This window comes from Dechloromonas sp. A34 (assembly GCF_026261605.1).
Taxonomy (GTDB): Bacteria; Pseudomonadota; Gammaproteobacteria; order Burkholderiales; family Rhodocyclaceae; genus Azonexus.
In genome coordinates this window covers 2,897,490-2,923,696 of sequence record NZ_CP102486.1, presented here as the reverse complement: position 1 = coordinate 2,923,696, position 26,207 = coordinate 2,897,490, and the positions used below count along the sequence as shown (strand labels likewise).

Annotated in this window: 21 protein-coding genes and 1 pseudogene; 12 read left to right on the top strand and 10 right to left on the bottom strand. The window is 62.7% G+C overall.

Annotated features, from left to right (window positions below):
- Window positions 1-27: 27 nt before the first annotated feature.
- From NQE15_RS14610 to NQE15_RS14585, 6 genes are all read left to right on the top strand, one after another.
- Entirely contained in the window at window positions 28-285 is a 258-nt protein-coding gene (locus NQE15_RS14610; protein ID WP_265942407.1) for a hypothetical protein, read from the top strand.
- Window positions 286-529: 244 nt separating this feature from the next.
- Window positions 530-2,275 carry a circadian clock protein KaiC gene (kaiC, locus tag NQE15_RS14605; protein ID WP_265942406.1) on the top strand — a complete coding sequence of 582 codons (1,746 nt, stop codon included), beginning with the start codon at window positions 530-532 and terminating at the stop codon, window positions 2,273-2,275.
- Window positions 2,272-2,508: a circadian clock KaiB family protein gene (locus NQE15_RS14600; RefSeq protein WP_265942405.1), complete on the top strand. Its 237-nt coding sequence runs from the start codon at window positions 2,272-2,274 to the stop codon at window positions 2,506-2,508. Before kaiC ends, NQE15_RS14600 begins: the two co-directional genes overlap by 4 nt.
- Before the next feature lie 49 nt (window positions 2,509-2,557).
- A complete protein-coding gene (locus NQE15_RS14595) occupies window positions 2,558-5,851 on the top strand; it encodes an EAL domain-containing protein (RefSeq protein WP_265942404.1) in 3,294 nt (1,097 codons plus the stop codon).
- Between the two features lie 84 nt (window positions 5,852-5,935).
- Window positions 5,936-6,772 (top strand): PA4780 family RIO1-like protein kinase, encoded by an 837-nt coding sequence (locus NQE15_RS14590; RefSeq protein WP_265942403.1) that lies wholly within the window; start codon window positions 5,936-5,938, stop codon window positions 6,770-6,772.
- Between the two features lie 82 nt (window positions 6,773-6,854).
- Window positions 6,855-7,790, top strand: a complete 936-nt coding sequence (locus NQE15_RS14585; RefSeq protein WP_265942402.1) for a patatin-like phospholipase family protein — start codon at window positions 6,855-6,857, stop codon at window positions 7,788-7,790.
- Between the two features lie 8 nt (window positions 7,791-7,798).
- On the opposite strand, the gene NQE15_RS14580 is transcribed toward NQE15_RS14585, so the two are convergent.
- Window positions 7,799-8,608 carry a type IV pili methyl-accepting chemotaxis transducer N-terminal domain-containing protein gene (locus tag NQE15_RS14580; protein WP_265942401.1) on the bottom strand — a complete coding sequence of 270 codons (810 nt, stop codon included), beginning with the start codon at window positions 8,606-8,608 and terminating at the stop codon, window positions 7,799-7,801.
- 129 nt (window positions 8,609-8,737) lie between these two features.
- Here NQE15_RS14580 and NQE15_RS14575 point away from each other — a divergent pair, with 129 nt between their 5' ends.
- Complete coding sequence (locus NQE15_RS14575) at window positions 8,738-10,645, top strand: B12-binding domain-containing radical SAM protein (RefSeq protein ID WP_265942400.1); 1,908 nt, start codon at window positions 8,738-8,740, stop codon at window positions 10,643-10,645.
- A 16-nt stretch (window positions 10,646-10,661) separates the two neighbouring features.
- On the opposite strand, the gene NQE15_RS14570 is transcribed toward NQE15_RS14575, so the two are convergent.
- Entirely contained in the window at window positions 10,662-11,987 is a 1,326-nt protein-coding gene (locus tag NQE15_RS14570; protein ID WP_265942399.1) for a leucine-rich repeat-containing protein kinase family protein, read from the bottom strand.
- Between the two features lie 66 nt (window positions 11,988-12,053).
- On the bottom strand, window positions 12,054-12,431 hold the full coding sequence (locus tag NQE15_RS14565) for a DUF3597 domain-containing protein (RefSeq protein WP_265942398.1): 378 nt from the start codon (window positions 12,429-12,431) through the stop codon (window positions 12,054-12,056).
- 288 nt (window positions 12,432-12,719) lie between these two features.
- Here NQE15_RS14565 and NQE15_RS14560 point away from each other — a divergent pair, with 288 nt between their 5' ends.
- The gene (locus NQE15_RS14560) at window positions 12,720-14,048 is read left to right on the top strand and encodes a M48 family metalloprotease (protein WP_265942397.1); all 1,329 of its coding nucleotides are present in this window, start codon (window positions 12,720-12,722) and stop codon (window positions 14,046-14,048) included.
- A 14-nt stretch (window positions 14,049-14,062) separates the two neighbouring features.
- Here NQE15_RS14560 and NQE15_RS14555 read toward each other — a convergent pair whose 3' ends face one another.
- From NQE15_RS14555 to NQE15_RS14540, 4 genes and pseudogenes are all read right to left on the bottom strand, one after another.
- A complete protein-coding gene (locus NQE15_RS14555; protein WP_265942396.1) occupies window positions 14,063-15,478 on the bottom strand; it encodes a TonB-dependent receptor in 1,416 nt (471 codons plus the stop codon).
- A gap of 111 nt (window positions 15,479-15,589) precedes the next feature.
- Window positions 15,590-17,581, bottom strand: a complete 1,992-nt coding sequence (locus NQE15_RS14550; RefSeq protein ID WP_265942395.1) for a cation-translocating P-type ATPase — start codon at window positions 17,579-17,581, stop codon at window positions 15,590-15,592.
- Window positions 17,557-18,063, bottom strand: a complete 507-nt coding sequence (locus NQE15_RS14545; RefSeq protein WP_265950288.1) for a hypothetical protein — start codon at window positions 18,061-18,063, stop codon at window positions 17,557-17,559. Before NQE15_RS14545 ends, NQE15_RS14550 begins: the two co-directional genes overlap by 25 nt.
- A 56-nt stretch (window positions 18,064-18,119) precedes the next feature.
- A pseudogene (locus tag NQE15_RS14540) lies at window positions 18,120-18,251 on the bottom strand (cation-transporting P-type ATPase); the annotation flags it as partial.
- 217 nt (window positions 18,252-18,468) lie between these two features.
- Between NQE15_RS14540 and NQE15_RS14535 the strand changes: the two are divergent.
- The 3 genes from NQE15_RS14535 (at window position 18,469) to NQE15_RS14525 (ending at window position 22,389) form a co-directional block, all read left to right on the top strand.
- The gene (locus NQE15_RS14535) at window positions 18,469-18,969 is read left to right on the top strand and encodes a hypothetical protein (protein ID WP_265942394.1); all 501 of its coding nucleotides are present in this window, start codon (window positions 18,469-18,471) and stop codon (window positions 18,967-18,969) included.
- Between the two features lie 261 nt (window positions 18,970-19,230).
- Window positions 19,231-21,480: a DNA topoisomerase IV subunit A gene (gene parC / locus NQE15_RS14530; protein WP_265942393.1), complete on the top strand. Its 2,250-nt coding sequence runs from the start codon at window positions 19,231-19,233 to the stop codon at window positions 21,478-21,480.
- Window positions 21,481-21,876: 396 nt separating this feature from the next.
- On the top strand, window positions 21,877-22,389 hold the full coding sequence (locus tag NQE15_RS14525) for a PEP-CTERM sorting domain-containing protein (RefSeq protein ID WP_265942392.1): 513 nt from the start codon (window positions 21,877-21,879) through the stop codon (window positions 22,387-22,389).
- 86 nt (window positions 22,390-22,475) lie between these two features.
- Here the strand turns inward: NQE15_RS14525 and NQE15_RS14520 are convergent, their stop codons facing one another.
- Window positions 22,476-23,027 (bottom strand): phasin family protein, encoded by a 552-nt coding sequence (locus NQE15_RS14520; protein ID WP_265942391.1) that lies wholly within the window; start codon window positions 23,025-23,027, stop codon window positions 22,476-22,478.
- Window positions 23,028-23,160: 133 nt separating this feature from the next.
- Window positions 23,161-23,991: an NAD-dependent deacylase gene (locus NQE15_RS14515; RefSeq protein WP_416336467.1), complete on the bottom strand. Its 831-nt coding sequence runs from the start codon at window positions 23,989-23,991 to the stop codon at window positions 23,161-23,163.
- Window positions 23,992-24,242: 251 nt separating this feature from the next.
- On the opposite strand from NQE15_RS14515, the gene tssA reads away from it, so the two are divergent.
- Window positions 24,243-25,355: a type VI secretion system protein TssA gene (gene tssA, locus NQE15_RS14510; protein WP_265942389.1), complete on the top strand. Its 1,113-nt coding sequence runs from the start codon at window positions 24,243-24,245 to the stop codon at window positions 25,353-25,355.
- 57 nt (window positions 25,356-25,412) lie between these two features.
- Here the strand turns inward: tssA and NQE15_RS14505 are convergent, their stop codons facing one another.
- The gene (locus NQE15_RS14505; protein WP_265942388.1) at window positions 25,413-26,207 is read right to left on the bottom strand and encodes an OmpA family protein; all 795 of its coding nucleotides are present in this window, start codon (window positions 26,205-26,207) and stop codon (window positions 25,413-25,415) included.

The window sequence follows — 26,207 nt, the reverse complement described above, 5'->3', positions numbered from 1 at the left end:
GTTAACCACCCCATAGCGGAGCACATCATGTCGAAAGCAGTCCCCTTTATCGTTGCCGCCATTACCATCGTCCTTGCCGTTGTCCTCAATCCCTCGCCGGAAAAGCACCGCGAAAAAATCAGGGAAGCCATTGCCGAACGCAGTCAGCTGGAACGGGTGCTCGGCATCGGCCACCTAACTTCGTTCGCCTCCCGCTACCACTCATTTGGTGTCGGTTCATACACCACGGTCAATGAGAAGCTGACTTCCGTTGGTGCGTTTGGATTGGTCTTTGTTACGGACTGAGCCACAGTTCGGCGGCTACGTGTCCTGCCGTACAGACGGCCAGTGAAAGCTGGCTGATCCTCTCTAGGATGCAGATCAAATATCGATTTTCAGCAACAAATACCATTTGACTGCAATCGACAGAGATTTGGCATTTTCACCACTAACGCCGAAAACAGCCGGCAAGGGGAGTTTTCGAACCAAGCAATACCCCGCGCCTGGTTCACGCCAACTCGGATGATCATGGGTTTCTATAGGAAACATAATGAAGTCCTTGCCGCCTCCCCTGGTCAGTGCGACCAACAAAGTGCCGACCGGCATTGCCGGTTTCGATGAAATAACCGGTGGCGGCCTGCCCCGCGGCCGCACCACGCTGCTGGTCGGCGGACCTGGCTCCGGCAAGACCATACTCGCCTTGCAATTCCTGACCCATGGCGCACGGGACTGCCGGGAGCCGGGCATCTTTGTCGCCTTTGAGGAAAGCTCGCAGCGGATCGTGGCCAATGCTGAAAGCTTCGGTTGGCAGCTGGCCACCTTGCAGAAAAAGAAACTCTTCTTCCTGGATGCCCAGCCGCCACCGGACCTGGTCCAGTCTGGCGACTTCGATCTGAGCGGCATGCTGGCGGTGCTCGAAGCCCAGATCAAGACCATGGGGGCGCGACGCATTGTCTTTGATGCCCTGGATGTCGTTCTGGCCTTGCTGCCGGACCCGGCCAAACGACGCCAGGAGATATACCGGCTGCACGCCTGGTTATTGTCGAGGGAACTGACCGGGATCATCACCGCGAAGGCCGGTGGTGATGACGATAGCACCGTCATCCAGCAACCTTTCGGCTTCATGCAATTCATGGTGGACTGCGCCGTGATCCTCAACCACAGCGTGGCGCAGGGGGTGTCGCATCGTAATCTGCGGGTACAGAAATATCGCGGCTCCAGCTTCGACGAAAATGAATCGCCATTCCTGATCGGCACCAGCGGACTGGTGGTCGACGCGGCGCACGCCCGCATCCGGGTTGATGCCAAAGTCAGCAACGAGCGAGTTTCGAGCGGCGTCGAGCGACTCGACACCATGCTCGGCGGTGGCTACTACCGGGGCGCCAGCATTCTGATTACCGGCTTCTCCGGCACCGCCAAGACCACCTTGAGCGGCGCCTTTGCCGAGGCGGCCTGCCGGCGCGGGGAGCGCACCCTGTTCGTCAGCTTCGATTCGGATCGCAACGAGGTCATCCGCAATCTGGCATCGGTCGGCATCCGGCTGGATCCTTATCTGGACAATGGCTGCCTGCATATGGTCTCGGCCCGCTCCATCGCCGGCAGCGAGGAAACCTATCTGGTGCGCATCAAGACGCTGGCCCAGCAACACGATGCCCGTTGCGTGGTGATCGACCCGGTATCCACCTGGTACAAATCCGGCGATGACCTGACCGCACAGAGTGTGGCGGACCGCTTGATCGACTGGTCCAAGGGCGACGGCATCACTCTGGTGTGCACCAGCCTGCTCGACGAGATGTCGAACCGGGCCGAAAGCGGCTCACCGTTGCAGATATCGGCCCTCGCCGATACCTGGATTCACCTCAACTACCTGATGCAGGCCGGCGAACGCAATCGCGGGCTGTCGATCGTCAAATCCCGGGGCACCGCCCATTCGAACCAGGTGCGCGAACTGATCCTGAGCGATTCCGGGGTAACGCTGACCGATACCTATACGGCCGGCGGCGAAGTCTTGATGGGCACGCTGCGCTGGGAAAAGGAACGCGCCGAACGCGTGGCCGCCGAGGCCGCCGAGGCCAATGCCAAGCTCAAGCGGGTCAGGCTTGATGCCGAAGAGGCCGAACTCGAGGTCCGGCTGAAGTCGTTGCAGACCGAACTCGTCGCCAAGCAGGTCGAGAAGGAATTGCTGGTCCGCTCGACGCAAAGCCACGAAGGCGAGTTGTCACGCGGCCGCACCCAGATGAAGGAATTGCGCGGTGCCGATGCAACGATTGCAGGCGGCAAGGAGGATTCGCCATGAACCGGCGCACGCACTTCAAGTTTCACCTCTATGTCGCTGGCGACGCGCCGAATTCGGCACAGGCAATTGCCAACCTGGCCACGTTCTGCCGGATTCACCTGGCAGAGCGTTACGAAATCGAAATTGTGGACGTCTTTCGGGAACCGAAGCGCGCCCTGGCCGAAGGCATTTTCATGACCCCGACGCTGATCGCCCTGACGCCGCCCCGGTCCGCAGAATCGTCGGCACCCTGAGTCATACGCAGACCGTACTGCTGGCCCTGGGTTTGGTCAGTCTCGCTGAATGAACCCGGCCCAACCCTCCGCTCCCAGCGACAGCAACGAAGAAATTCTGGCGCTGATCGAAACACTGCACTCGACCAGCCAGCGCCTGGAAGAACTGACGGCCGGTGAAGTGGACGGGGTGGCCGACCGCGAAGGCCGGACCTATCTGTTGCGCCACGTGCAGGAACAGTTGCGCAACACCGAAGCTGCCAAACAGGCGGCCATTCTCAACGCCTTGCCGGCCAATATCGCCTTGCTCGATACCCAGGCACGCATCATCGTGGTGAATGAGGCGTGGCGGCGCTTTGCCGACAGCAATGGGCTGCGTGATGCAAACTACGGCATCGGTGAAAATTACCTGGACACTTGCCTCAGGGCTCAAGGTGAAGACGCGACCGAGGCAGCTCAGGTCGCAGCTGGCATCAGCCGGGTGCTGGCTGGACAGGAACAGCATTTCACCATCGAATACCCCTGCCATTCGCCCAGCCAACAACGCTGGTTCGTGATGACCGTGTCGCCGCTGGTACGCGGCCAGCAAAACGGGGCCGTCGTGATGCACATCGACATCACCGAACGACGTCAGGCGGAAGAGGCGCTGCACGATTCCGAACTGGAACTGCGCACCATTTTCGACAGCGCCCTCGACGGCATCCTGGTGACCGAGATTGCCAGCGGCAAATTTCTCGCTGGCAATCCGGCCATCTGCCAGATGCTCGGCTACACGCGGGAGGAACTCGTCAATATCGGCATCGCCGATATCCATCCGAGACCGGAGGCCTCATCCGCCATCGCGCAGACCGATAGAATCCTCCACGGCGACATTCCTCTATCGACGGATACACGCATCCGGCGCAAGGATGCTTCGCTGTTTTACGCCGATATCACCAGAACGGCCATTCCCCTGGGCGGCAAGGACTGTCTGCTGAGCATGTTTCGCGACATCACCGAACGCAAGGCAGCGCAGGACAGAATCGCCCAGTTGAACCGCGTCTACGCCATGCTGAGCGGCATCAATACGCTGATCGTGCGCGTCCGTGACCGGGCCGAGTTGTTCCGGGAAGCTTGCCGGCTTGCTGTCGACGCGGGCGGCTTCCGGATGTCCCTGATCGCCGTCGTAGACAGCAGCGGGCTGATTGTCCCGGTCGCCAGCAGCGGCAAGAGTGACGCACTGGTCACCGCCATCACGACCATCCTGTCGTCGCCCGAGGATGCGCCAAAAACGCTGGTTGCCCGGGTCATCCGCGAGAAGACGACCATCGTTTCCAACGATTCGCAAAACGATCCGGCGGTCTTGTTCGCCAAGAATTACGCCGATTCCAGCATCCGTTCGATGGCCGTTTTGCCGCTCCTGGTGGCGGGTCAGGCCATCGGCGTGCTCGCCCTCTACGCCGGCGAGCCTGAATTGTTCCATGAAGAAGAGATGAGGCTGTTGACCGAACTGGCCGGTGACATCGCCTTTGCCGTCGATCATCTCGACAAGCAGGAGCGGCTCAATTATCTGGCCTACTTCGATGTCCTGACCGGGCTGCCCAACCGCACCCTGTTCTACGAGCGCCTGACCCAGGGCCTGGCCCTGGCGCGGCGCAATCAGACTCTGCTGGCGGTGCTGTCGGTCGACCTCGACAACTTCAAGACGGTCATCGACACGCTCGGCCATGGGGGCGGCGACCTTTGCCTGCAGGAGGTCGGGCGTCGCCTTGCCGCCTGCCTGCGTGACACCGACACCGTCGGCCGGATGAGCAGCGACAAGTTCGCCATCATCCTGCCCGAAATCGAGAATAGCGAGGCGGCGGCAAACGTCGCCCGCAAAGTGATCGCCAGCGGCCGCAAGGCTTACCAGATCGACGGCCACGAGCTGTTCGTCTCGGCCAGCATCGGTATCGCACTGTTCCCGGACGATGCTGACAACAGCGACGGCCTGGTCAGCAATGCCGACAGCGCGATGTATCGGGCCAAGGATCTGGGGCGCAATACCTACCAGTTCTTCACCGCGGAGATGAACCGCAACACCCAGGACAAACTGCGCCTGGAAGCCGATCTCCACTACGCGCTGCCCAGGGGCGAGTTCCTGCTCTATTACCAGCCCCAGGTCAGTTGCACCACTGGCAAGGTGACCGGCCTGGAAGCCTTACTGCGCTGGCAACATCCGCAACGCGGCCTGGTCGGGCCGAGCGACTTCATTCCGGCGCTGGAGACGACTGACCTGATCATCGACGTCAGCGCCTGGGTGCTGACCACCGCCTGCATCCAGGCACAGAACTGGCACGCGGCCGGGCTGGGCACGCCAACGATTGCCGTCAATGTTTCCGGCCGCCAGATGCTCGGCGACAGCCTGTACCAGATGGTGCGGGCGGCGCTCGATACCAGCGGGCTGGCCCCGGCCTATCTCGAACTGGAATTGACCGAGAGCCAGTTGATGAAGAATGCCGAGAACGTCATCGGCATCCTGACCCGCCTGAAGGCGATGGGGGTCAAACTTTCGGTGGACGATTTCGGCACCGGCTATTCCAGCCTGGCCTATCTGAAACGTTTCCCGATTGACAGCCTGAAGGTCGACCGCGCCTTCGTTCGCGACATCATCGCCGATCCGAACGATGTGTCGATCACCCGCGCCATCATCACCCTGGCCCACAGCCTGAACCTCAAGGTGGTTGCCGAAGGGGTCGAGACCGAGGGGCAACTGGGCCTCCTGATCGCCAATTATTGCGATGAAATCCAGGGCTACTATTTCAGCTGGCCGCTACCCGCCGAGGAAGCAACCGCCCTGCTGCGCACCGGTCGCTCACTGGACAGCCGGATGCTGGGCGGCATGAAACGAAGCCGCACCTTGCTCCTGGTCGACGACGAGGTGAACATTCTCGCGTCGCTGAAGCGACTGTTGCGGGCCGATGGCTACCAGATCCTTACCGCGTCTGGCGCCGAGCAAGGGCTGGAATTGCTGGCCAGACACCGGGTTGACGTCATCGTATCCGACCAGCGCATGCCAGGCATGAGCGGCGTCGAGTTCCTGCGCCGGGTCAAGGTGCTGCATCCGGCGACGATCCGTCTGGTGCTGTCGGGATATACAGACCTGCAGACCGTGACCGACGCCATCAACGAGGGTGCGATTTACAAGTTCCTGACCAAACCCTGGGACGATAGCCACCTCCGTGCCAACATCCAGGAAGCCTTCCGCGCCAAGGAGATGGCCGACGAGAATCGCCGCCTGCACAGCGAAGTGCTCCAGGCCAACAGCCAGATCACAGAAGCCAGCCAGCAGTTGCAAAAGCTGCCGGCAAGCCCCCTCCCGTCGGGCGATACACCGGCAGAATGAAGCAGGCTTTGTGTTGCCGGCCAAACCGTGGTCTGATTCGGCTCTGAATCATTTGCCGCAAGCCGCTGAAACCCAAACACACCCATGAAAACCCCGAAAAGACTCACCACACTCGTTGAAGAAGGCCTTGTAGACGAGGTGCTTGGGCAGTTGATGAGCGGCAAGGAAGCCACCGTCTATATCGTTCGCTGCGGCGAGCACATCCGTTGCGCCAAGGTCTACAAGGAAGCGAACCAGCGTAGTTTCCGCAAGGCGGCTTCCTACCAGGAGGGCCGCAAGGTCAAGAACAGCCGGCAGGCGCGCGCCATGGAGAAAGGCAGCCGCTACGGGCGCCAGATGCAGGAAGAGGTCTGGCAGAACGCCGAGGTCGATGCCTTGTACCGGCTGGCCGCGGCCGGCGTCCGGGTGCCGCAGCCGCATATCTGCTTCGAGGGCGTGCTGCTGATGGATCTGGTGACAGATGCCGACGGCAACGTGGCGCCGCGCCTTAACGATGTTGCCCTGAGCGAGGAAGTGGCGCTCGAATACCACGCCCTGCTGGTCAATCAGGTGGTACGCATGCTGTGCGCCGGGATCATTCACGGCGACCTCTCCGAATACAACATTCTGGTCGCCGCCGACGGGCCGGTCATCATCGACCTGCCGCAGGCCATCGATGCCGCGGCGAACAGCATGTCCGCCGAGATGCTGGAGCGCGACGTGATCAATCTGCGCAGCTACTTCAGCGCCTTCGCGCCGGCGCTCAAGGACAGCCAGTACGGCAAGGAAATCTGGGGCCTCTACGAGAGCGGCACACTGCAACCCGATCAGGTCCTGACCGGTCAGGTCGTCCTCGACGAACATCTGGCCGACGTCGAGGCGGTCCTCTTCCAGGTCGAAGAGGCGATCAAGGAAGATGAAATTCGCCGGATGTGCCGGTAAGGCCAAAAAAACCAGCCTTGCGTCGTCATTTGATAGAAAATTGGCGCCCGCCCCATTGGCGAACAGCACGCCCGGAAACTGCATGAAATATCAACACCTCGAAGCCGCCAGCGCTGCTGCCAAGCCGCTGAACACATCAAGAGCGGTTGCCCTGCTCGGCCGTACCCTGCTGGCGGCCTGTATCCTCAGCCTGGCCGGCTGCACAGCGCTCTTTCCCGGCAAACCGACCCCGCCGCCGACCCTGGCGGTGCACAAGCCGAAAGTCGCATTCGCCCTGGGCGGCGGCGCGGCGCGCGGCTTCGCCCATATCGGCGTGATCAAGATGCTGGAATCGCAGGGCATCGTCGCCGATTACGTGGTCGGCACCAGCGCCGGCGCGGTCGTCGGCGCGCTCTACGCCAGCGGCAACGACGCCTATGCGATGCAGAAAATTGCCCAGCAGCTCGACGAGAAAATCTTCGCGGACTGGACCTTGGGCGGCCGCGGCATCCTGAAGGGCGAAGCGCTCCAGGACTTCATCAACCAGCATCTGCACAACCGCCCGCTGGAAAAGCTCAACAAGCCCTTCGCCGCCGTCGCCACCGACCTCAAGTCCGGCGAGCGCGTGGTCTTCCGCACCGGCGACACCGGCCTCGCCGTGCGCGCCTCGGCCGCGGTACCCGGCGTCTTTCAGCCCACCCAGTTCGGCGGCAGGAGCTATGTCGACGGCGGGCTGACCAGCCCGGTCCCGGTTCGGGCGGCGCGGGAGATGGGCGCCGACTTCGTGATCGCGGTGGACATTTCCGCCATCCCCGACGGCCAGCCGGTCGATAGCCTGACCAGCATCCTGTGGCAGACCACCACCATCATGGGCGGCCTGATCGGCAAAACAGAGCTGCGCGATGCCGACATCGTCATCCGCCCCAACCTGCCCTACGTCAAATCCTGGGATTTCACCGCCCGCCACGACGCGATCATGGAAGGCGAGCGCGCTGCCCTTGCCGCCCTGCCCATGATCCGCCAGAAGCTCGCCCGCTGACGCCGCCGCTACCTGGCGGCGCGCAGGCTCCCCGAATAATCCCGGGCGTATTGCGCGCTAGCCTCGTCCAGCACCTGGGCGATCCGCTCGCTGCTCGTCGCGACATGCTGCGCCGCCCGGCCGTCGCCCCGGTTGCCCTGGTTCAGCTGGCTGATCGCCAGCTCGAAAAAGATCCACTGGTTCTTGGCCAGCGCAATCGCCTCCCGGCTGGCCGAGGTATTCTCGCGGGCCGTATCCAGCTCGTGCAGACCGGCGCTAAACTCCTTGCGCGCCTGCGCGATATCGATCAGCACCCCCTGCGACTTGTCGCCCGCCTGGGCTAGCAAGTAGAGCCGGGCCAGCCGCTGGGAGAGCATATTCAGCCGCGAGGACAGATCGAGCAGGCGGCCAACCGGCGTTTCCGCCTCGGCCTCGATCAGCATCGCCAGCTTGCCGGTGTGGATCATCAACTCATCGGCCAGCTGATTCACGCGCTCGATCGCGGCCCGGCCGGAGTTGCTCTTCAGGGTGGCGCGCAATTCCAGCCAGATCTCCTGGCAACGGCCATGGACGCGCTGAACATTCGGTTTCCGGGCATAGCGGGCTAGGCGGGCAAGTTCACCGTCGATTTCAAGAGCGGCCTCCCCGATCTGCCGCGAAGCCACCGGCGCGGCCATACCCATGGCTGCCTGCTGATAGAGCTTGGCCAGCCGTTGCGACTGCATGCGCAGGCGCCCGGCGCCGGCAATATCCTGGGCAATCAGGCCGGGGTCGCCGGAGGTGGCGGCCTGGGCGGGCGGTATCGCGAAAAGGACGAGGGCAAAAATGGCGGCGGACAAGGCACGGCCGAAAAGACAGGATCGCAGCATCGGGCAACGGGGTTATCGAGATAAAGAGATAGCCATTTAAGCACCCCAAGATTTCACGCCCTTTACAAGCCAGCCGCTTCCCCTATCATTCGCCCCACCATGCCCGCCTCCCCCATTCGCGTCCTCTCCGTCATCCCGCCGATGACGCAGCTCAACACCCCCTACCCGTCGACCGCCTACCTGACTGGCTTCCTGCGTTCGCGCGGGGTCGATGCGGTGCAGGAAGACATCGCCCTGGCCCTCGTCCTCGAACTGTTTTCGCAGGCCGGCCTGCAGGCGATCAGGAAGCACGTCGAGGCCATACCGGCGCGCAAGCGCTCGCCGGTGGTGGCCGGCTTCGCCGCGCAGTTCGACCGCTATCTGGCTACCGTCACGCCGGCCGTCGCCTTCCTGCAGGGCGCCGACCCCTCGATCGGCCACCGCATCTGCGGCCGCAATTTCCTGCCCGAGGGGCCGCGCTTTGCGTCGCTCGACAACTATATCGACGATGACGGTGGCGACCCGCTGGCCTGGGCCTTCGGCTCGCTTGGTGTCCAGGACCGGGCGCGCCATCTGGCGACCCTCTACCTCGACGATCTCGCCGACGTGCTGCGCGAAGCCGTCGATGGCCGCTTCGAATTCGTCCGCTACGCCGAATCGCTGGCCCGCAGCCAGCCGACTTTCGAGCCGCTGGCTAGGGCGCTGGCAGCCCCGCCAACCCTGGTCGACGACACGCTGCAAGATCTGACCCTGGCCGCCATTGAACGCCATCGCCCCGCCATCGTGCTGCTGTCGGTGCCCTTTCCCGGTTCGGTCTATGCCGCCTTCCGCATCGCGCAGACGATCAAGGCCAGGCACCCGGCCATCGTCACCGTACTCGGCGGCGGCTGGGTCAATACCGAACTGCGCGAACTCAAGGAAGCCCGCGTCTTCGACTATTTCGACTACATCACCCTCGACGACGGCGAGCAGCCGATCGTCGCGCTGCTCGAACACCTCGCCGGCCAACGCCTGCGCCTGAACCTGGTGCGCACCTTCACCCGCGTCGACGGCCAGGTCCGCTATTTCAACACCGGCGAAGCCGACATCCCGTTCGCCGACGTCGGCACCCCGACCTGGGACGGCCTGCCGCTCGGCCGCTACCTCTCGCTGCTCGACATGCTCAATCCGATGCACCGCCTATGGTCGGACGGGCGCTGGAACAAGCTGACCGTGGCGCATGGCTGCTACTGGAAGAAATGCAGCTTCTGCGACGTCAGCCTCGATTACATCGGGCGCTACGACGGCGCCCCGGCCGCCTTGCTGGTCGACCGCATCGAGGAAATCATTGCCGAAACCGGCCAGAGCGGCTTCCATTTCGTCGACGAAGCGGCCCCGCCCAAGGCCCTGAAGGCACTGGCCGACGAACTGCAGAAGCGCAACCGGGCGATTTCCTGGTGGGGCAACATCCGCTTCGAGAAATCCTTCACCCCGGAACTCTGCAACCAGCTGGCCGACAGCGGCTGCATCGCCGTCTCCGGCGGCCTGGAAGTCGCCTCCGACCGCCTATTGAAGCTGATGAAAAAAGGCGTCTCGGTCGACCAGGTGGCCCGTGTCACCCGCGCCTTCAGCGAAGCCGGCATCCTCGTCCACGCCTACCTGATGTACGGCTTCCCGACGCAGACCGTACAGGACACCGTCGATGCCCTGGAATACGTCCGCCAGCTCTTTGCCGAAGGCTGCATCCAGTCCGGCTTCTTCCACCGCTTCGCGTGCACCGTGCATTCGCCGGTCGGCCTCAACCCGGCCGAATACGGCATCAAATTGAAGCCGCTGCCTCCGATCAGCTTCGCCACCAACGACGTCGAATTCATCGACCCGACCGGCGTCGACCACAGCGCCCTGGGCGTCGCCCTCAACAAGGCGCTCTACAACTACATGCACGGTATCGGGCTGGATGAGGATGTGCGCAGCTGGTTTTCTGGAAATACGCCGAAACCACGCGTGCACCGCTATTTCATTTCGCGGGCCTTGTCGGCGCAGCGCTAGAAGGTACGGGCGGAACTCAGGCAGGCGCCAGCGTTTGCAATGTCGCCACAATCTCCGCAAACAGCGGGCGCGCCTCGACTTTTTCCTCGGCGCAGGCTGTCTGCAGTCCGGTCAGCGCTTTCAGCAAATCAGACGCGTGGACCGGAACAACGCAGCGCTCAAGCAACTCATCCAGCAAACAGGCAAAGGCTCTGACCTCAATGCGTTGCAGCGCTTCGGCCAGCGGCCGATCATCCGGGGCGAAGAACGAGGCGGCACCGAAATCGCCAAGCAAGGCCTGGCCGTCGCCCGCATGCAGAATGTTGTGGGCGTACAGGTCGCCATGGACGATACCCAGCGCATGCAGGTGGCTGGCGGCGGAAGCGATGCCGAGGACAAGGCGCATCGCCGAGTCCAGGGTAAAACGGGTGTTGTCGTGATAAACATCCCGCGTGCAGGACTCCAGGCTGGGCGGTCCGGCCAGATTGCTGAAGCCGCGCTCGATCAGCGCCATCACCAGGCCATCGACATTTTCCGGATGGCCGTCGATCCTGCCGAGCATGGGGATCAGATTGGGATGAGATCCGGCCCCAATGCAGGCGGCCATTTCGTTTTGCGGCAGACCGTCGCTCGTTAGGGCGCCCTTGAACAATTTCACCGCCACCGGCTGCGATCCGTCGCCATGCTGCCATTCCGCCTCGTGAATCACGCCCGAGGCGCCCTCGCCCAAGCGGTGCAGGATCTGTAGCTGGCTCCAGGTAATACTGCCGATCGGCGTCTGCGCCGACGCGACATTTTCACAGAACGGATTACCGGCGTAAGCCAGCCAGGACAAACGCGGCAAGGAGAACAGCCACTCGGGCAGCGCGGAAAGCTGGTTGGCGGCGATCCGCAGCAATTCCAGACGCCGGCAATTGGCCAGCTCCGGCGGCAAAGCCTGCAACCGGTTGCCGGCCAGCATCAGCTTCTGGAGTTGGGCACAGCGGCCCATTTCAGCCGGCAGTTCGTCGATCCGGTTATCGGTCAGGATCAGCCAGCGCAGCGCCGAGGGTAGTGCGGCGGCAGAGACGGTCCGGATCTGATTGGCCTTGAAACCGATCATGCCGAGTTGGGCGCATTGCCCGAGAACCTCGGGCAGCTCGGTGAACTGGTTGTCCGAGCAGAACAGAATGCGCAGCTTGTGCAGCCGTGGCAGCTCGTCTGGCAGCGACGAGAGCGCATTCCCCGACAGATCGAGGATTTCCAGCGTATCGGCCAGATCAAAAATCTCGCGCGGGAATTCGCTCAGGCCACAGGCCAGCTTAAGTCGCCGGCACCCGGCCAGTTCCCCGGCGCACAGTTGTTCAAGGGTATTCAAGGGCATTCACATAACGTAAGAAGGCCCGCGCTGGGCGGGCCTTCTCTGTCAAAAAAAGCGACTGGCGTGGCGTTACAGCAGTTCGGCCGGGATATTACCGCCGTTCTGAGCCAATTTCTGCAGCACGGTCTTGTGCAGCCACATATTCATCTGCGCCGAATCGCCCATCTTCTCGGCGGGGCAGCCCAGTTCGGATGCCAGCTCCTTGCGCGCTGCTAGGCTGCTGTCCAGACCGAGCAGTTTCAGCAGATCGACGATCGATACCTTCCAGTTGAGTTTTTCGCCATGGGCACTCGCCAATGCCTCCAGCTTGGCCACGACATCAACGCTGCTGATTGCCACCGGGACCGGGGCCGCTGTGGTTTCGGCGGCACCAGGTGCGGCGGCGACTGCCTCTTCCTTTTTGTCGCCAAAACCGAGTTTGGCCAGGATATTGCTAAAGATTCCCATATAAGTTCCTTTAATTTCAGAGATTTATTGAAAACTCAGCGCTGTCCAAGACCATGCTGAACGTTTGTTCATGGTAGCCCCCTTGCGAGGGGGCGTCACCAATTTTATGCCGAAAGATTTGTGTTCTTCTGCCATCAGGTACCCCGCTTGCACCAACCCAATCTGGCTGCAAGCCGGCCAGATGAACTGGCACGCGACCGGCTCACTCTTCTGCCCCCCACGCATGGTCAGCCAACGGTTTTTGTCGCAAAATCAGGATTCCATCGTCCTTACTCCGGCAGGCTTCCGATGAACGATCATGATGAATTGGCGCTGCATCTGCGCCGCAACCGCCTGACGCGCCGCCAGGTGCTCTGCCTGTTCGGCGCCGCCGCCCTCTCCGGTTGTGCCAGCTCGCCGACCGGTGGCGGTGCGATTCTGGTCGGCCTGAGCGAGGACGAGGAAAAGGCCGTCGACCAGAAGGTCGGGCCGCAACAGTTCTCACAGGACCTCGGGGCGGTGCAGGACGCTTCCCTCAACCGCTATCTGGGCGATGTCGGCCGCCGGCTGGATGCCAACACCCATCGCCCGCAGATGCCCTACTCTTACCGCGTGCTCAACGCCAATTACGTCAATGCCTACACTTTCCCCGGCGGCGCCATGGGGGTGACGCGCGGCATTCTCGTCGAGCTCGACAACGAGGCCGAACTGGCCGCCCTGCTCGGCCACGAACTGGGCCACGTCAATGCCCGGCACGCGGCGCAACGCCAGGGTCAGGCGATGGTCGCGCAGGTCGCGATGACCGGGGCCAATATCATCGGCAGTGCCGCCGGCTATGGCGGGCTGGTAGACGTCGGCACCAAGCTCGGCGCCAGCGTGCTGCTCTCCAGCTATTCGCGCGACAACGAACGCGAGGCCGATAGCCTGGGGCAGGAATACATGGTGCGCGCCGGCTACCCGGCGAGCGGCATGGTCGGCCTGCAGCAGCTGCTGGTCGATCAGCAGAAAAGCTCGCCCGGCATGCTGCAAACCATGTTCTCGACGCACCCGATGAGCAGCGAGCGCCGCGACACGGCCCGCCAACTGGCCGAAAGCAAGTACGCCGCGAGCAACAAGCGCGATCCGGGCCGCGAGCGCTTCATGGACAGCACGGCCGATCTGCGCCGCATCAAGCCGTGTATCGACGCCTGCCAGAACGGCGAAACCGCAATGGCGTCCAAGCAGTACGCCAAGGCCGAGGAGCAGTTCCGGCTGGCGCTGAAAGCCACGCCGCGCGACTACGCGGCCAATGTCCTGATGGCGAAATGCCTGTCGGTACAGGACAAGGACGCCCAGGCCCTCGACTACGCCCGGACGGCAACCCGGATCTACCCGCAGGAAGCCCAGGCACACAAGCTGGTCAGCGTTCTGGCGCTCGGCCAGCGCGACCCGGCGCTGGCCTACGACCACCTCGATCGCTACGACCGCCTGCTGCCGGGCAATGCCGGCATCACTTTCCTGAAGGGCGTAGCGCTCGAAGGCATGGGCAAGCAACCGGAAGCCGCCGGCCAGTATGCGGCCTACCTGCGCAGCACCCGCCAGGGCAAGGCGGCAGACTATTCGCAGAGCCGCCTGAAGAGCTGGGGCTATCTGAAATAGCCCGGCCCGCGCGGCTAACGGCCGCCGTAGCCGAGCAGCCGCTGGTCGACGATGCGCCGGGCGACGCCTTCGGGAACACTGCCCTGCCAGTCATTGCGGCCGCCTTGCAGGCTGGCCAGGACTTGCCGGGCATCGATATGCAGGTGGCTGTCGTCCACCGGTTCGACGGCGAGCAGCTTGGTATTTTCGACGAGGTGGGCGAGCAGATGGCGCAGGTTGGCGGGCACCTCGACATTGGCCAGCGTGATCAGTTCGGCGCCTTGGGCGGCGCTCAGGCGCACCGGGTAGACGTAGACGTGGGTGTTGTCCGGGAAGAGTTTGCCGAAGGCTTCGAGGATGCCGCCTTCCAGGCTGTCGTAGAATTTTTCGTCGAACAGGACCTCGAATTCGCGCACCGAGAGCACGATGCCGATCGGCTTCGGCGTGTAGCGCCGGAGATAGGCCCGTAGCCGGAAATAGCGCACGTAGTCCGAGATCATCACCGTGTAGCCCTGCGAGGCGAGCAGATCGAGACGGGCCAGGAAGTCGGCACCATCCACCCGGTCGCCGCTGAGCAGCGAGCTCAGGGTGATTTCGGCGAGCGAGACGATCTCGCTCTCGTCGACGGCGGCGAGCTGGCTGAACTGCTTGAGGCCGGCCGAGATCATGTCGACGTCGATACAGGTCACCGGCTTGAAGTCGCCACGCATCACCATCACCGGCTTGCCGTGGAAGAGGTCGCCGGGGACGACGACGTTGCCGTCAGGATTGAAGACCACGGCCGGCGTCAGCTGGCTGCGGATCAGATGCAGGTTCATCAGGCGGTTTTCGACTTCTTCGAAATGCGGTCCGCTGAAGTGGATCAGGTCGATTTCGATGCGTTCCCGGCCCAGACCGTCGGCCAGGCCCTCGATGATCCATTCCGGCTGTTCGTGATTGAAGTAGGCGCCGTGGATCACATTCACGCCGAGGATGCCGAGCGCATCCACCTGGTGGGCGTTGTCGTTGTCGAGCATGCGGACATGCAGGATCACGTCGCTGGGCGCCGCGCCGGGGTGCAGTTGCAGGCGGATGCCGATCCAGCCGTGGCATTCGTTCTTCTGCTTGAAGCTGCGCGCGGTGACGGTGGCCGCGTAGGCGAAGAAGGTGGTGTTCTTGGCGCGCAACGGGGCCAGATGGTTGACCACCTGGCTGAATTCGGTGTCCAGCATCTGCAATAGCCGGTCGCGGCTGACATAGCGGCTGACGTGGCCGTAGATGTCGTCGCTGATCGCCATGTCGTAGGCTGACATGGTCTTGGCGATGGTGCCGGCGGCGGCTCCGACCTTGAAAAAGCGGCGCGCCACTTCCTGGGCGGCGCCGATTTCGACGATGGAGCCGTACTTGTATTTGTCGAGATTGACGGCCAGGGCCTTCTGGTCGGTGGTGAGGGTGGTGTCGCGCTGGAGCATGGTGCCTTCTTGATCCGATAAGGTTTGCATTCAGGAACGAGAACCGCAGCTCGCTGCGGGACAACAGGTTCCGCTAGCGTACCCGCGCCCGCAGGCTAAAGGAAGGGCCGATCAAGCATTCGGATGGCCGCGCCGGATCAGCCACTTGCGGGCCTCTTCGGCCAGGCCGAGGAAAAGCGCGAATGGCATCGCGTAGAGAAAAACCTCAGCCGGCAACGGGGCGGTGCCGAACAGGCGATTGCCCCAAGGTGTATAGAGAATGACCAGCAGCAACGCCACCTCGCTGGCCAGCCCGGCCAGCAGCCAGCGATTTTCGAGCAGCGGGAAATGCCAGGCCGGCAGCCGGGGATGGCGGCAGACGAAGAGATTGACCATCTGCGCCAGCACGATGGCCATCAGGCAGGCCGAGGTCGCCTGTAGGTAGCGCGGGTCGCCGAGGGCCAGGGTTTCGCCGTATTGCCAGCCGAAGCCATGGAGCACGAAGAAGAAGCTCGCCATCGCGCCCAACGCTTCGAGCGGGCCGAGGAAAAGATAGGCACGCGCCAGCAGCGCACCGGAGAGCAGGCGTTCGCCGCGCGGCCGGGGTGGGCACTGCATGATGTCGGGCGACGGCTTTTCGGCGCCGAGCGCGATGGCCGGCAGCATGTCGGTGCCGAGATCGACGGCGAGGATCTGGATCACGGTCAGCGGCAGCGGGATGCGGAAGAGCACGAAAGCCAGATAGGGAATCAGCTCGGGGATGTTCGAGGTCAGGATGTAGGTGATGAACTTGCGGATATTTTCATAGACCGCCCGCCCCTCCTCGATGGCATTGACGATGGTGCCGAAGTGGTCGTCGAGGAGCACGATGTCGGCTGCCTCGCGCGCCACGTCGGTGCCCGACAGCCCCATGGCGATGCCGATATCGGCCATGCGCAGAGCCGGCGCGTCGTTCACCCCGTCGCCGGTGACCGCCACGATTTCGCCCTTGGCCTGCAGGGCCTGGACGATCAGCATTTTCTGCTCGGCGCTGACCCGGGCGAAGATGATTTCCGGCGCCTCGAGGGCGATCTGCAGTTCGGCGGCGCTCATCTGGCGCACCGCATCGCCGGTCAGCACGCGCGGTGTCGCGCTGCGAATCAGATCGACTTCGCGACCGACGGCCAGCGCCGTCGTCGGGTGGTCGCCGGTGACCATGATGACGCGCAGCCCGGCCGTATGGCAGCGCCCGACCGCCGCGTGCACATCCGGTCGGGGCGGGTCTTCGAGGCCGATCAGGCCGCACAGGGCGAGCCCTTCTTCGCCCGGCGCTTCGCCGGCAGCCAGCGGCTTCCAGGCGCAGGCCAGCACGCGCAGGCCGCGGCTGGCCAGGTCTTCATGGGCAAGACGGAAGCGTTCGCACGCATCGCTGTCGAAAGGCCGCACGGTATTGCCTTCGAGCCAGGTCGTGCACAGCGCCAGCACATTCTCCGGCGCCCCCTTGCAGAGCAGCACGCCGCTGCCATCTGCCTCCCGGCTATAGACCGACATCCGCCGCCGTTCGGCGTCGAAGGCGATCTCGCCGGCGAATTGCCATTGCATCGGCATTTCGCCGGCGAACTGCCAGAGGGCGATTTCCATCGGATCGCCGCTCGGCTGGCCGTCGCTGAATTTCAGGCTGTGGCAGAAACGGGCGACGGCGCGCAGATGCGGCTCGCGCGCCGCCGGCCAGCGTTCGGCGGCAAGATGGTGGCGGCCGCCGGCATACCACTCGCGCACCGCCATCCGGTTCTGGGTCAGGGTGCCGGTCTTGTCGGTCAGGATCACCGTCGCGCAGCCCATGGTCTCGACCGCCGGCAGATGGCGGACCAGCGCATTGCGCCGGGCCATGCGCTGGGTAGCCAGGGCGAGCGACAGCGTGACCGTGGGCAGCAGCCCTTCCGGTACATTGGCGACGATGATGCCGATGGCGAACATCAGGTTGACCCAGAAATTGAGGCCGATAGCCTGGCCGAGCAGAAAGAAGGTGACGCCGAGGCCGAGCGCCATCATCGCGACCAGCCGCGAAACGCGGCGGATTTCAGCCTGCAGCGGTGACTCGGTATCGCCGGTGCTCTGCGTCAGGTGGGCGATATGGCCGAACACTCTGTGCGCATGCCGGTGGCGTACACCACGGCGCAACCCTCGCCGGAGACCACCAAAGTGCCGGCCAGCAGCAGGCAGTGGGCGGCCAGCGGGTCGAGCGCCGCGGCCGGCTCGGCGGCTTCGCTGCGCGCTTTGGGATAGGTTTCGCCGGTCAGCGTTGACAGGTTGACGCGCAGGCTCCAGCTTTCGATGAGGCGGCAATCGGCCGGTACCTTGGCGCCTTCGGCGAGCAGCAGGATATCGCCGGGCACCAGTTGATCGGCGGCAATATCCATCTCGCGCCCGTCGCGCCGTACCTTGACCTGCTGCGGCAAGAGTTTTTCCAGCGCGGCCAGCGCCTGCTCGGCGCGATGGCTCTGCCAGAAGGAAAAGCTGCCATTGACCACGATGACGCCGACGATGGCCAGGCCCAATTCGAACATGCCCTGCCCCGGTTCGAGCGTGGCCGCAGTAAAGGCCAGCGCGGCGGCAAACCACAGCACAGGACCAGTGCGAAAAAATGGATGAATTCGCCGAGCAGGCTGAGCCATGGTGACTTTCGCGCCACGGCTTCGACCCGGTTGGAGCCGAATTCGCCCAGACGCCGCGCCGCCTCCTTCCCGGACAGCCCGTCGCGGCCGCTGTCCAGCGCGGCCAGCGCCGCGGCAGGCTGCAATCGGGCGATCTGCATGCCGGTATGTTCCATGGCCTTGCCTGACTCCTGGGGCACGATATGACAGTAATATCAAGCGCCGGGCGCGCCGTCTAGCGGATTGCCCACGTAAGCGAACGAAAGTGCCGCCACCGTGATAGATTTGCCGACGACGCGCGGCAGTCGTTGTCCGCCGCCAGGCCCGGGGACCGCAGTTTGCGGACAATGCTCCGCTACTTTCTGTACGATCTTGAACATGCACCCGATTTCAATCTGTCTGCTGGCGATCTGGCTCTGGGGCCTGGCCACACCCGCCAGGGCGCTGCCGACGGCGCCGCTGCAGGTGCTGAACACCTACATTGAAGGCAGCGGTCAGTGCTCGGAAAATCTGGTCGAATGGAACCGTAAGTACAACGCCCGAACCATCTCCGGCGAGGTGTCCCGGGTCTTCTACTATCGCGCCATTGCGCTGCAGGAATGGGGAACCTGCGGCCGCCCCTACTTCAAGAAGGTGTTCGGCGAACTGCAGAAGATCTGGCTCATCTTTGTCCAGGGCAAGGTTTCGGAAGCCGAGATCACCGCCAAGGAGGCCGAAGTTATCAACTTGTTGTTCTCGGCGCTGGCGGCCGGTAGCGAAGGTGGCGAGATGGTCGAGCGTTACGAGCAACTGACCAATGGGCGCCTGATGAATCTGGAGCCCGAGCGGCAATATTTCAATTGCACCTTTTTTGCCGAAAAGGTGCGCTGCGCCGACTAAGCCTCGCCAGACTTTGCGTCTGCGGGAATATTTGCCGGGATGATCAAACGCGTGTTGTGGCGAGAGGCAAAGCGCGTAACAATTCGGCCTCAAAATTTAACCCCCCGCGCGCGCCGATGAGCCCTTATCGGATTTGCAGGACACCATGACCGACCAATTGAATCTCTTCGACCCGAACGCCAAACTGGAAACCACCGAATCCGAGCCGGCGGCTATGCCCCCGCCCTGGCGCCGGAACTGTCAGACGGCTTGCCGCCTGACTTGCCACCCGCCGCCGGCGCACCGGCCAGCGACATTCCCTCGCCGGCCGACTACGCCGCACGCCGCTACCTCGAATACGCGATGAGCGTCGTCACCGGCCGCGCCCTGCCCTCGGCCGCCGACGGCCAGAAGCCGGTGCAGCGCCGGATTCTCTACGCCATGCACCGGATGGGCCTGTACAAGAGCCCGCGCCATGTAAAGTCGGCGCGCGTCGTCGGCGATGTCATCGGCAAATACCACCCGCACGGCGACTCCTCGGTGTACGACGCGATGGTTCGCATGGCCCAGGACTGGAGTCTGCGTTACCCGATCGTCGATGGCCAGGGCAATTTCGGCTCGCGCGATGGCGACAACGCCGCCGCCATGCGCTACACGGAAACCCGGCTGACGCCGATCGCCGAGCTACTGCTCGCCGAACTCGACGAAGGCACAGTCGACTGGAAACCGAACTACGACGGGGCCAACGACGAACCGGCCCTGCTCCCGGCCCGCCTGCCTTTTGCGCTGTTGAACGGCGCCTCCGGCATCGCGGTCGGCATGGCCACCGAAATCCCGGCCCACAACCTGCGTGAAGTGGCGAACGCCGCCGTCAGCCTGATCCGCAACCCGGATTTCAGCGAAGACGAGGTGCTGGCGCTGATTCCCGGCCCGGACTACCCGGGCGGAGCGCAGATCATCTCGTCGCCCGAGGAAATCGCCGCCATCTACCGCGGCGGCCGCGGCAGCCTGCGCGTCCGTGCCAAGTGGAAGATCGAGAACCTGGCCCGCGGCCAGTGGCGGCTGGTGATCACCGAACTGCCGCCGGGCGTATCGACCGCCACCGTGATGTCGGAGATCGAAGCCTGCTCCAACCCGGTGGCCAAGGAAAAGGCCGGCAAGAAGGTCTTTACGCCGGAGCAACTGAACCTCAAGGCAGCCTTCCTCTCCGCCATTTCGGAAAGCGGCGTGCGCGACGAGTCGGGCAAGGAGCATGCGATCCGCCTGGTCATCGAACCGGCTTCGTCGCGCCAGGGCCAGGACGATCTGGTGCGCATGCTGCTCGCCCACACCAGCCTGGAAACCAATGCGCCGATCAACCTGACGGTGCTCGGCGTCACCGGCACGCCACGCCAGGCCTCGCTCTACAGCATGATCGCCGAATGGTGCCGCTTCCGCCTGGCCACTGTCGAACGCCGCACCCGCCACCGCCTGACCGCCGCCGAGAAGCGTATCCACATTCTCGAAGGCCGGCTGGCCGTGCTGCTCGACATCGACAAGGTGATCAAGGTCATCCGCGAATCGGACGACCCCAAGGCCGACCTGATGGCGCATTTCAAGCTGTCGGAAATCCAGGCCGAAGATATCCTCGAAATCCGCCTGCGCCAGCTGGCGCGGTTGGAAGGCATCAAGATCGGCGACGAACTGGCCAAGCTGCGCGAGGAAGCGGCCGGCCTGAACAAGCTGCTTAGTTCCGAAGAAGCCCTGCGCGCCTGCGTCGCCAGCGAAATCGAGGCTGATGCCAAGAAATACGGTGACGACCGCCGGACGCTGATCGAGACCGATGCCAAGGTCACGATGTCGGACGCCAAGACGGTGTCCATCGTCGATGAACCGACGACGCTGATCGTCTCCAAACACGGCTGGCTGCGTTCGCGTCAGGGCCACAACATCGACCCCACACAACTGACTTTCCGTTCCGGCGACAGCCTGCTCGCCTGCCTGCCCTGCCGGACCGTGGACAACCTGATCCTGCTCGACACCAAGGGTCGCGCCTATTCGATTCCGGCCTCCGACATTCCCGGCGGCAAGGGCGACGGCATCCCGGCCACGTCGCTGGCCGACTTCCAGGACGGCGGCAAACCCTGTCTCGCCATGGCGATCAAGAACGACGCCCGCTATCTGGTTGCGGCCAGCGGCGGCTACGGTTTCCGCTGCCAGGGCAGCGACTTCCTGTCGCGCGGCAAGGCCGGCAAGGCCTTCATGACGCTGCCCGACGACGAACTGCCGGTCGTTTTCGCACCGGCGCCGGAAGGCGAAATTGCCTGCATCACCAAGGATGGCCGGGCGCTGGTCTTCAGCGTCGAGGAAATCCGCCTGCTGCCCAAGGGCCGCGGCCTGAAGCTGATCGATGCCGATCCCGGCAAAACGGCGCTGGAAGACATCCTGCCCGTCATCGACGGAGTCGCCGGCAAGCTCAAGGGGGAGCGCCTCGATATCTGCCGCGGCAACCGGGGCGGCAAAGGCAAGCTGGTCAGGGCGAGCCGAAAGTAAAGCGACTCCTCGAAACCTGCCCTTTCGGAAACCGCCTCCCGAGAGGGCGGCGAGTCTTGGCACCAGTATGGCCAAGCAGCAACGCACCGAGCCGTAACTAGCTTGCGCCAGCTCGTTTGACGTAGCCAAATTCCTCACACCCACCAAATTTGTCACTCTTTAATGGGTCGGCGAATAATGGTAGGTGTCGGTTTTTTTTACACTATTACCCTGAGCCGTTGCAGTTTTTTGGGTTTATAAGACAAAAAAACATCAAAGCCAACAAAATCGCAACGCAATATATTGATATATATATAAATTTTAAAAACAACAAACAACACGCTCTGTGCAAAACGAAATGGCATACGTATTGCTTATCATTGGCACAATCAATAGTTTTATCTCAGGGGGAAAAAAATGAAAAAGTCTCTATTGGCGCTTCTACTGTCGATCGGCATCTCTGGCGCTGCCAACGCCGGCTTGATCGGCGACACAGTAAACACTGATTTGCTGCATTCTGGAATCAGCTATGGAGCCGGTTTTAGCTCCATTGTCGGCAACGGCCCAGAAGGTGCCATTTTCGGCAATCAGCAAGTCAACTTCGGTGATTTCACGTTCACCATTCAGTCCTTGAACAATTTTTGCGGAATGTCCTGCGGCGGCGAGCTGATCGAACTGAAGCTGAGCAGCCTGGACCTGGGAGGTATCACCGGAGTTTCTTTTGCGACCACCCTGGCTGGCGTATCAATGAATTTCGGGTCCGATTTCGTGACGTTTTCATGGGTCGATCAGAACCTGAATTCAAGCGCCCCCTATATCTCGGCAACCTTTGAAACCGGTACTCAAAATGTGCCGGAGCCTGGGTCGCTCGTTCTGCTCGGGATGTCCATGGCAGGTTTGGGCATTGCACGTTACCGTCAAAAGGCTTAACCCGGCACTCACCAAACAAACCGGGTCATACAAATAAAAAAAGCCGAGGCATTCAGCCTCGGCTTTTTTGCAAGAAAGCGAAAGAATCAGGCAGCCTTCTTAGCAGCCTTCGGGGCAGCCACGTTGGCAGCCTTCAGGGTAGCCTGGGTGGCGGCAGCAACGCTGGCTTCGGCGACTTCGGCAGCCTGCTTGGCAGCCTTGTTCAGGCCTTCGTAGGCTTCATTGGCGGTCTTGATTGCGGTCTTGACGGCAGCAACGGCGACTTCGGAACCAGCCGGAGCGGAAGCCAGAGCCTTCTCGACCATGCCGGAAACCTTGGCGTTGGTGTCGGCAACCTGAACTTCGACTTCCTTGGCGATCTTGTCCTTGGTTTCGGCAGCGATGGAGATCACGTTACGCGAGTACTCAAGGCCTTTCTCGATAGACGGGGCCGACAGGGTCTTCTGCAGATTGACGAAGGATTGGACATCCTTGGCACCGAGCAGCGTGGTCACGTTGGACAGCGAAACTTCGAACACGGAACGGGCAGCGGCCAGGTTCAACAGAGCCAGACGCTCGATACCGTCAAAGGTGGCGTTGGCAAAGAACAGCGCAAAGTTAGCACCGGACTTGGCAAAATCTTCGGGTTTGATCGACATGATGGTTTTCTCCTGGGGTTGGGTAATCTTCGCAGGCCGCATTTTGCTGCACTGCAACATGACTCCATTTTAGCCACCAGAGAATCGATGTCAACCACTTTTTGGTGCACCGCACCAAATTCTTTTCGGGTAATTATTTCGGGCGTTGATTCGGCAGCTGAGCAGGCGTCCAGGGCTGCTCGAAGTCGATCCCGGCCCGCTCGAGAATGGCCGTCATCGCAACCGCTGCCCCGAGAGGCAGGTAGTAATCGACCACGTCGCTGAGCTGGGTTCGGGACGGGTTGATTTCGACCGTGGGAATGCCGCTGCCCGCAGCGAAAACGACCGGCTGCGTGATATAGGGGAAGACACTGGAGGTCCCGATGCTGAAGACCATGTCGAAGCCTTCCTGCAAGGCCTCGATGAATCGGTCCAACTTGTCGGCGGGTAACATCTCGCCAAAAAGGACGACCTTCGGGCGCAGGACGGCGTCACAGATGGGGCAGCGCGGTGGCACTTCACGGCCGCCAAAATCCGGTGCCGTCTCTTGATGCGGACAGGACGTGCACTGCAGGGTCTGCAGATTGCCATGGATTTCGATGATTTCCCGGCTGCCGGCCAGGCGATGCAAGCCATCGACATTCTGGGTAAAGACCATGACCCGGTCGAGATGGCGGTCGAGACAGGCAATCGCCCGATGCGCTGCATTCGGTTTGGCGCCGCGACAGTTTTCCTCGATCTGGATCAGGTATTTCCAGGTGATGTCGGGGCGAACGGCGAAGACCTCGCCGGAAAGGGCTTCCTCGATGCGCAGCCCGTCATCGGTCGCCTCGCTGTCATACAAGCCGCCTACCCCTCGGTAAGTCGGCAAACCCGAATCGGCCGAAATGCCGGCGCCGGTGATAAACAAGGCGCTGCGCGCCCGGCGCAGGTGTTCGGCAACGGCATCCAGGGTTGCCTCGATCGTAGGGGAATGGGTTGTCACGGGTGTCATCTTCAGGGAGCTTGCGGCCAACTTGGTTTATAACGCCCGAGGGTCAAAAAAGCCATCCGGGAAATTGCCTATTTTTTCTTTTTTAACCCCAACGAAGCGCAGGAAAAACGCCCACGGCACGGCAGCCTTGAGGCCCGCCAGAATATCTAAATTTCATTACTCGGCGGATTTTTTTACTTGACGATGGCATCATATCGGGGGCCCGCGTCGAATCCGACGCCAACCAGGCCCACAACCTCTGCATGACTCTTCATTTCGACAAAGGCCTGATGATGGATTTTGAGCATCTGATTCGGCCGCTGGAATCCGCTTCGGGTCCCTGCGGTGAAGATCTGATTTTTTCCGCCGAGTTCGACGAAATACAGCTAGCGCGGCGCTTCGATGACCCCTCGTTGGCACAAGGCGAATGGGTGACCGAGGTCAAGGAGGCCGACTGGGATAAGGTGGTCCGTGTTTGCGAGAGCGTTCTCGCCAAGCGCGCCAAGGATTTGCGCGTCGCCGCCTGGCTGACCGAAGCCAAGGGCAAGCTCGGTGGCCTGGCCGGTCTGGCCGATGGTTACGCCCTGCTCGCCCGCCTGTGCGAGAACTTCTGGGACGACATTCATCCGCGCCTCGAGGACGGCGAACTGGAACAGCGAATAGGCGTCCTCGATTGGCTGGTCAATCAAACCTCACGACTGGTCCGCGAGACCCCGCTGACGCTGTCGCCCAAGGGGACGTTCTCGTCGATCGATCAGGAGTCGGCGCGGGCGACGGCGAAGAATATCGAACGTAATCCGGGCCTCGCTGAAGAACTGGCACGCTCGGCCCCGGTTGCCCTGGATGCCTTCGAGGCGGCACTGAAGGATACGCCGGCCCCGCACTTCATCGCCGGCATGCGGGATGCCGAGCGCCTGAAGGAGGCCATCAAGGCCCTGCAAGCAGTGCTTGATCCGCGAATGGGCAGCGATGCCCCGGCCTTTGGGCCGGCACTCGATACGCTGGACGATGTCTTCCGTTTCTTTCGGCGTCAGGCGGGTGATCAGCAGCCGGAAGTAGGTGCGGCCAATCCGCCGGCAAACGCAGGCATTACCGAGTCGGGAGGGCGCCGAGAACCGTCGATCGTTTTGCCGGAAAGCTCGGGACCGGTCGCCTCGCGCGAACAGGCGATTCGCCAATTGCAGGAAATTGCCGCCTTTTTCCGGCGGACCGAGCCGCACAGCCCGGTGGCCTATCTGGCCGACAAGGCGGCGAGATGGGGATCGATGTCGCTGCACGAGTGGCTGCGCACGGTCGTCAAGGATGATTCGGCCCTGGCCCGAATGGAAGAACTGCTCGGTGTCGAAGCCATGATCCAGGGCGGCGGCGGGAGCTAATCCGCCAGGACTGCCGGCGGTTTGCCCTCGGCCGCCGCCGGCCGCCATCTGTTTCGCCTAGCCGGCCAGCCGGAATTCGATTCGCCGGTTCTTGGCCCTGCCCTCGGTCGTCTCGTTCGTGGTGACCGGATGATCGGGACCGGAACCGACGGCGCTCAGGGACTCGGCCGGAATCCCCTTGTCGATCAGGTAGGTGCGCACCGTATTGGCACGGGCCAGGCTCAGGCCGATATTACCCAGTCGGTTGCCAACACTATCGGTATGGCCGATGACCTGAACCGACGGCGTGCCGATCTTTTTGATGGCGGTTGCCATTTCATCGAGGATGGCGCGCCCGGTCAGGGTCAGCGTGGCCGAACCGCTTTCGAACTCGACGACGCGATTGGACAGGGTCTTGTCCAGCACATTCTGCGCCGCTGCCGCGACAACCACGAGGCCGTTGTCGACCGTATAGGTCGGGTTGAGCGCGGTGGCCATGTCGCTGACCACTTGCTGGCGCAGCACTTCGTTGGCGACATTGCCCTTGATCGCGACCTGCGTTCCGTTGACCTGCATTTGCCCCTTATGGACTTCTTTCAGGTTGGCGTTCAGCAACTTGCCCATGTGTTCGGTCCAGTTCGGCGGCGGGACGACGCCGCCGACCTCGATGCGATCGACGACGTTGGCAGCGCCATACAGATCGCGTAATTTGCCGAGAATGGCGGCGCGCGAGGCCTCGTCGGGAAGCGTGCCGGAGGCGACCACCTTGGCGGGCTCCTCGCCCGGCGAGGCTGGCCTGACTGAACCCGTCTGGGCAAGGATGGTCGAAGTAAACAGGCAACCCAATGCCGCAGCGATGATTCGTGTTTTCAT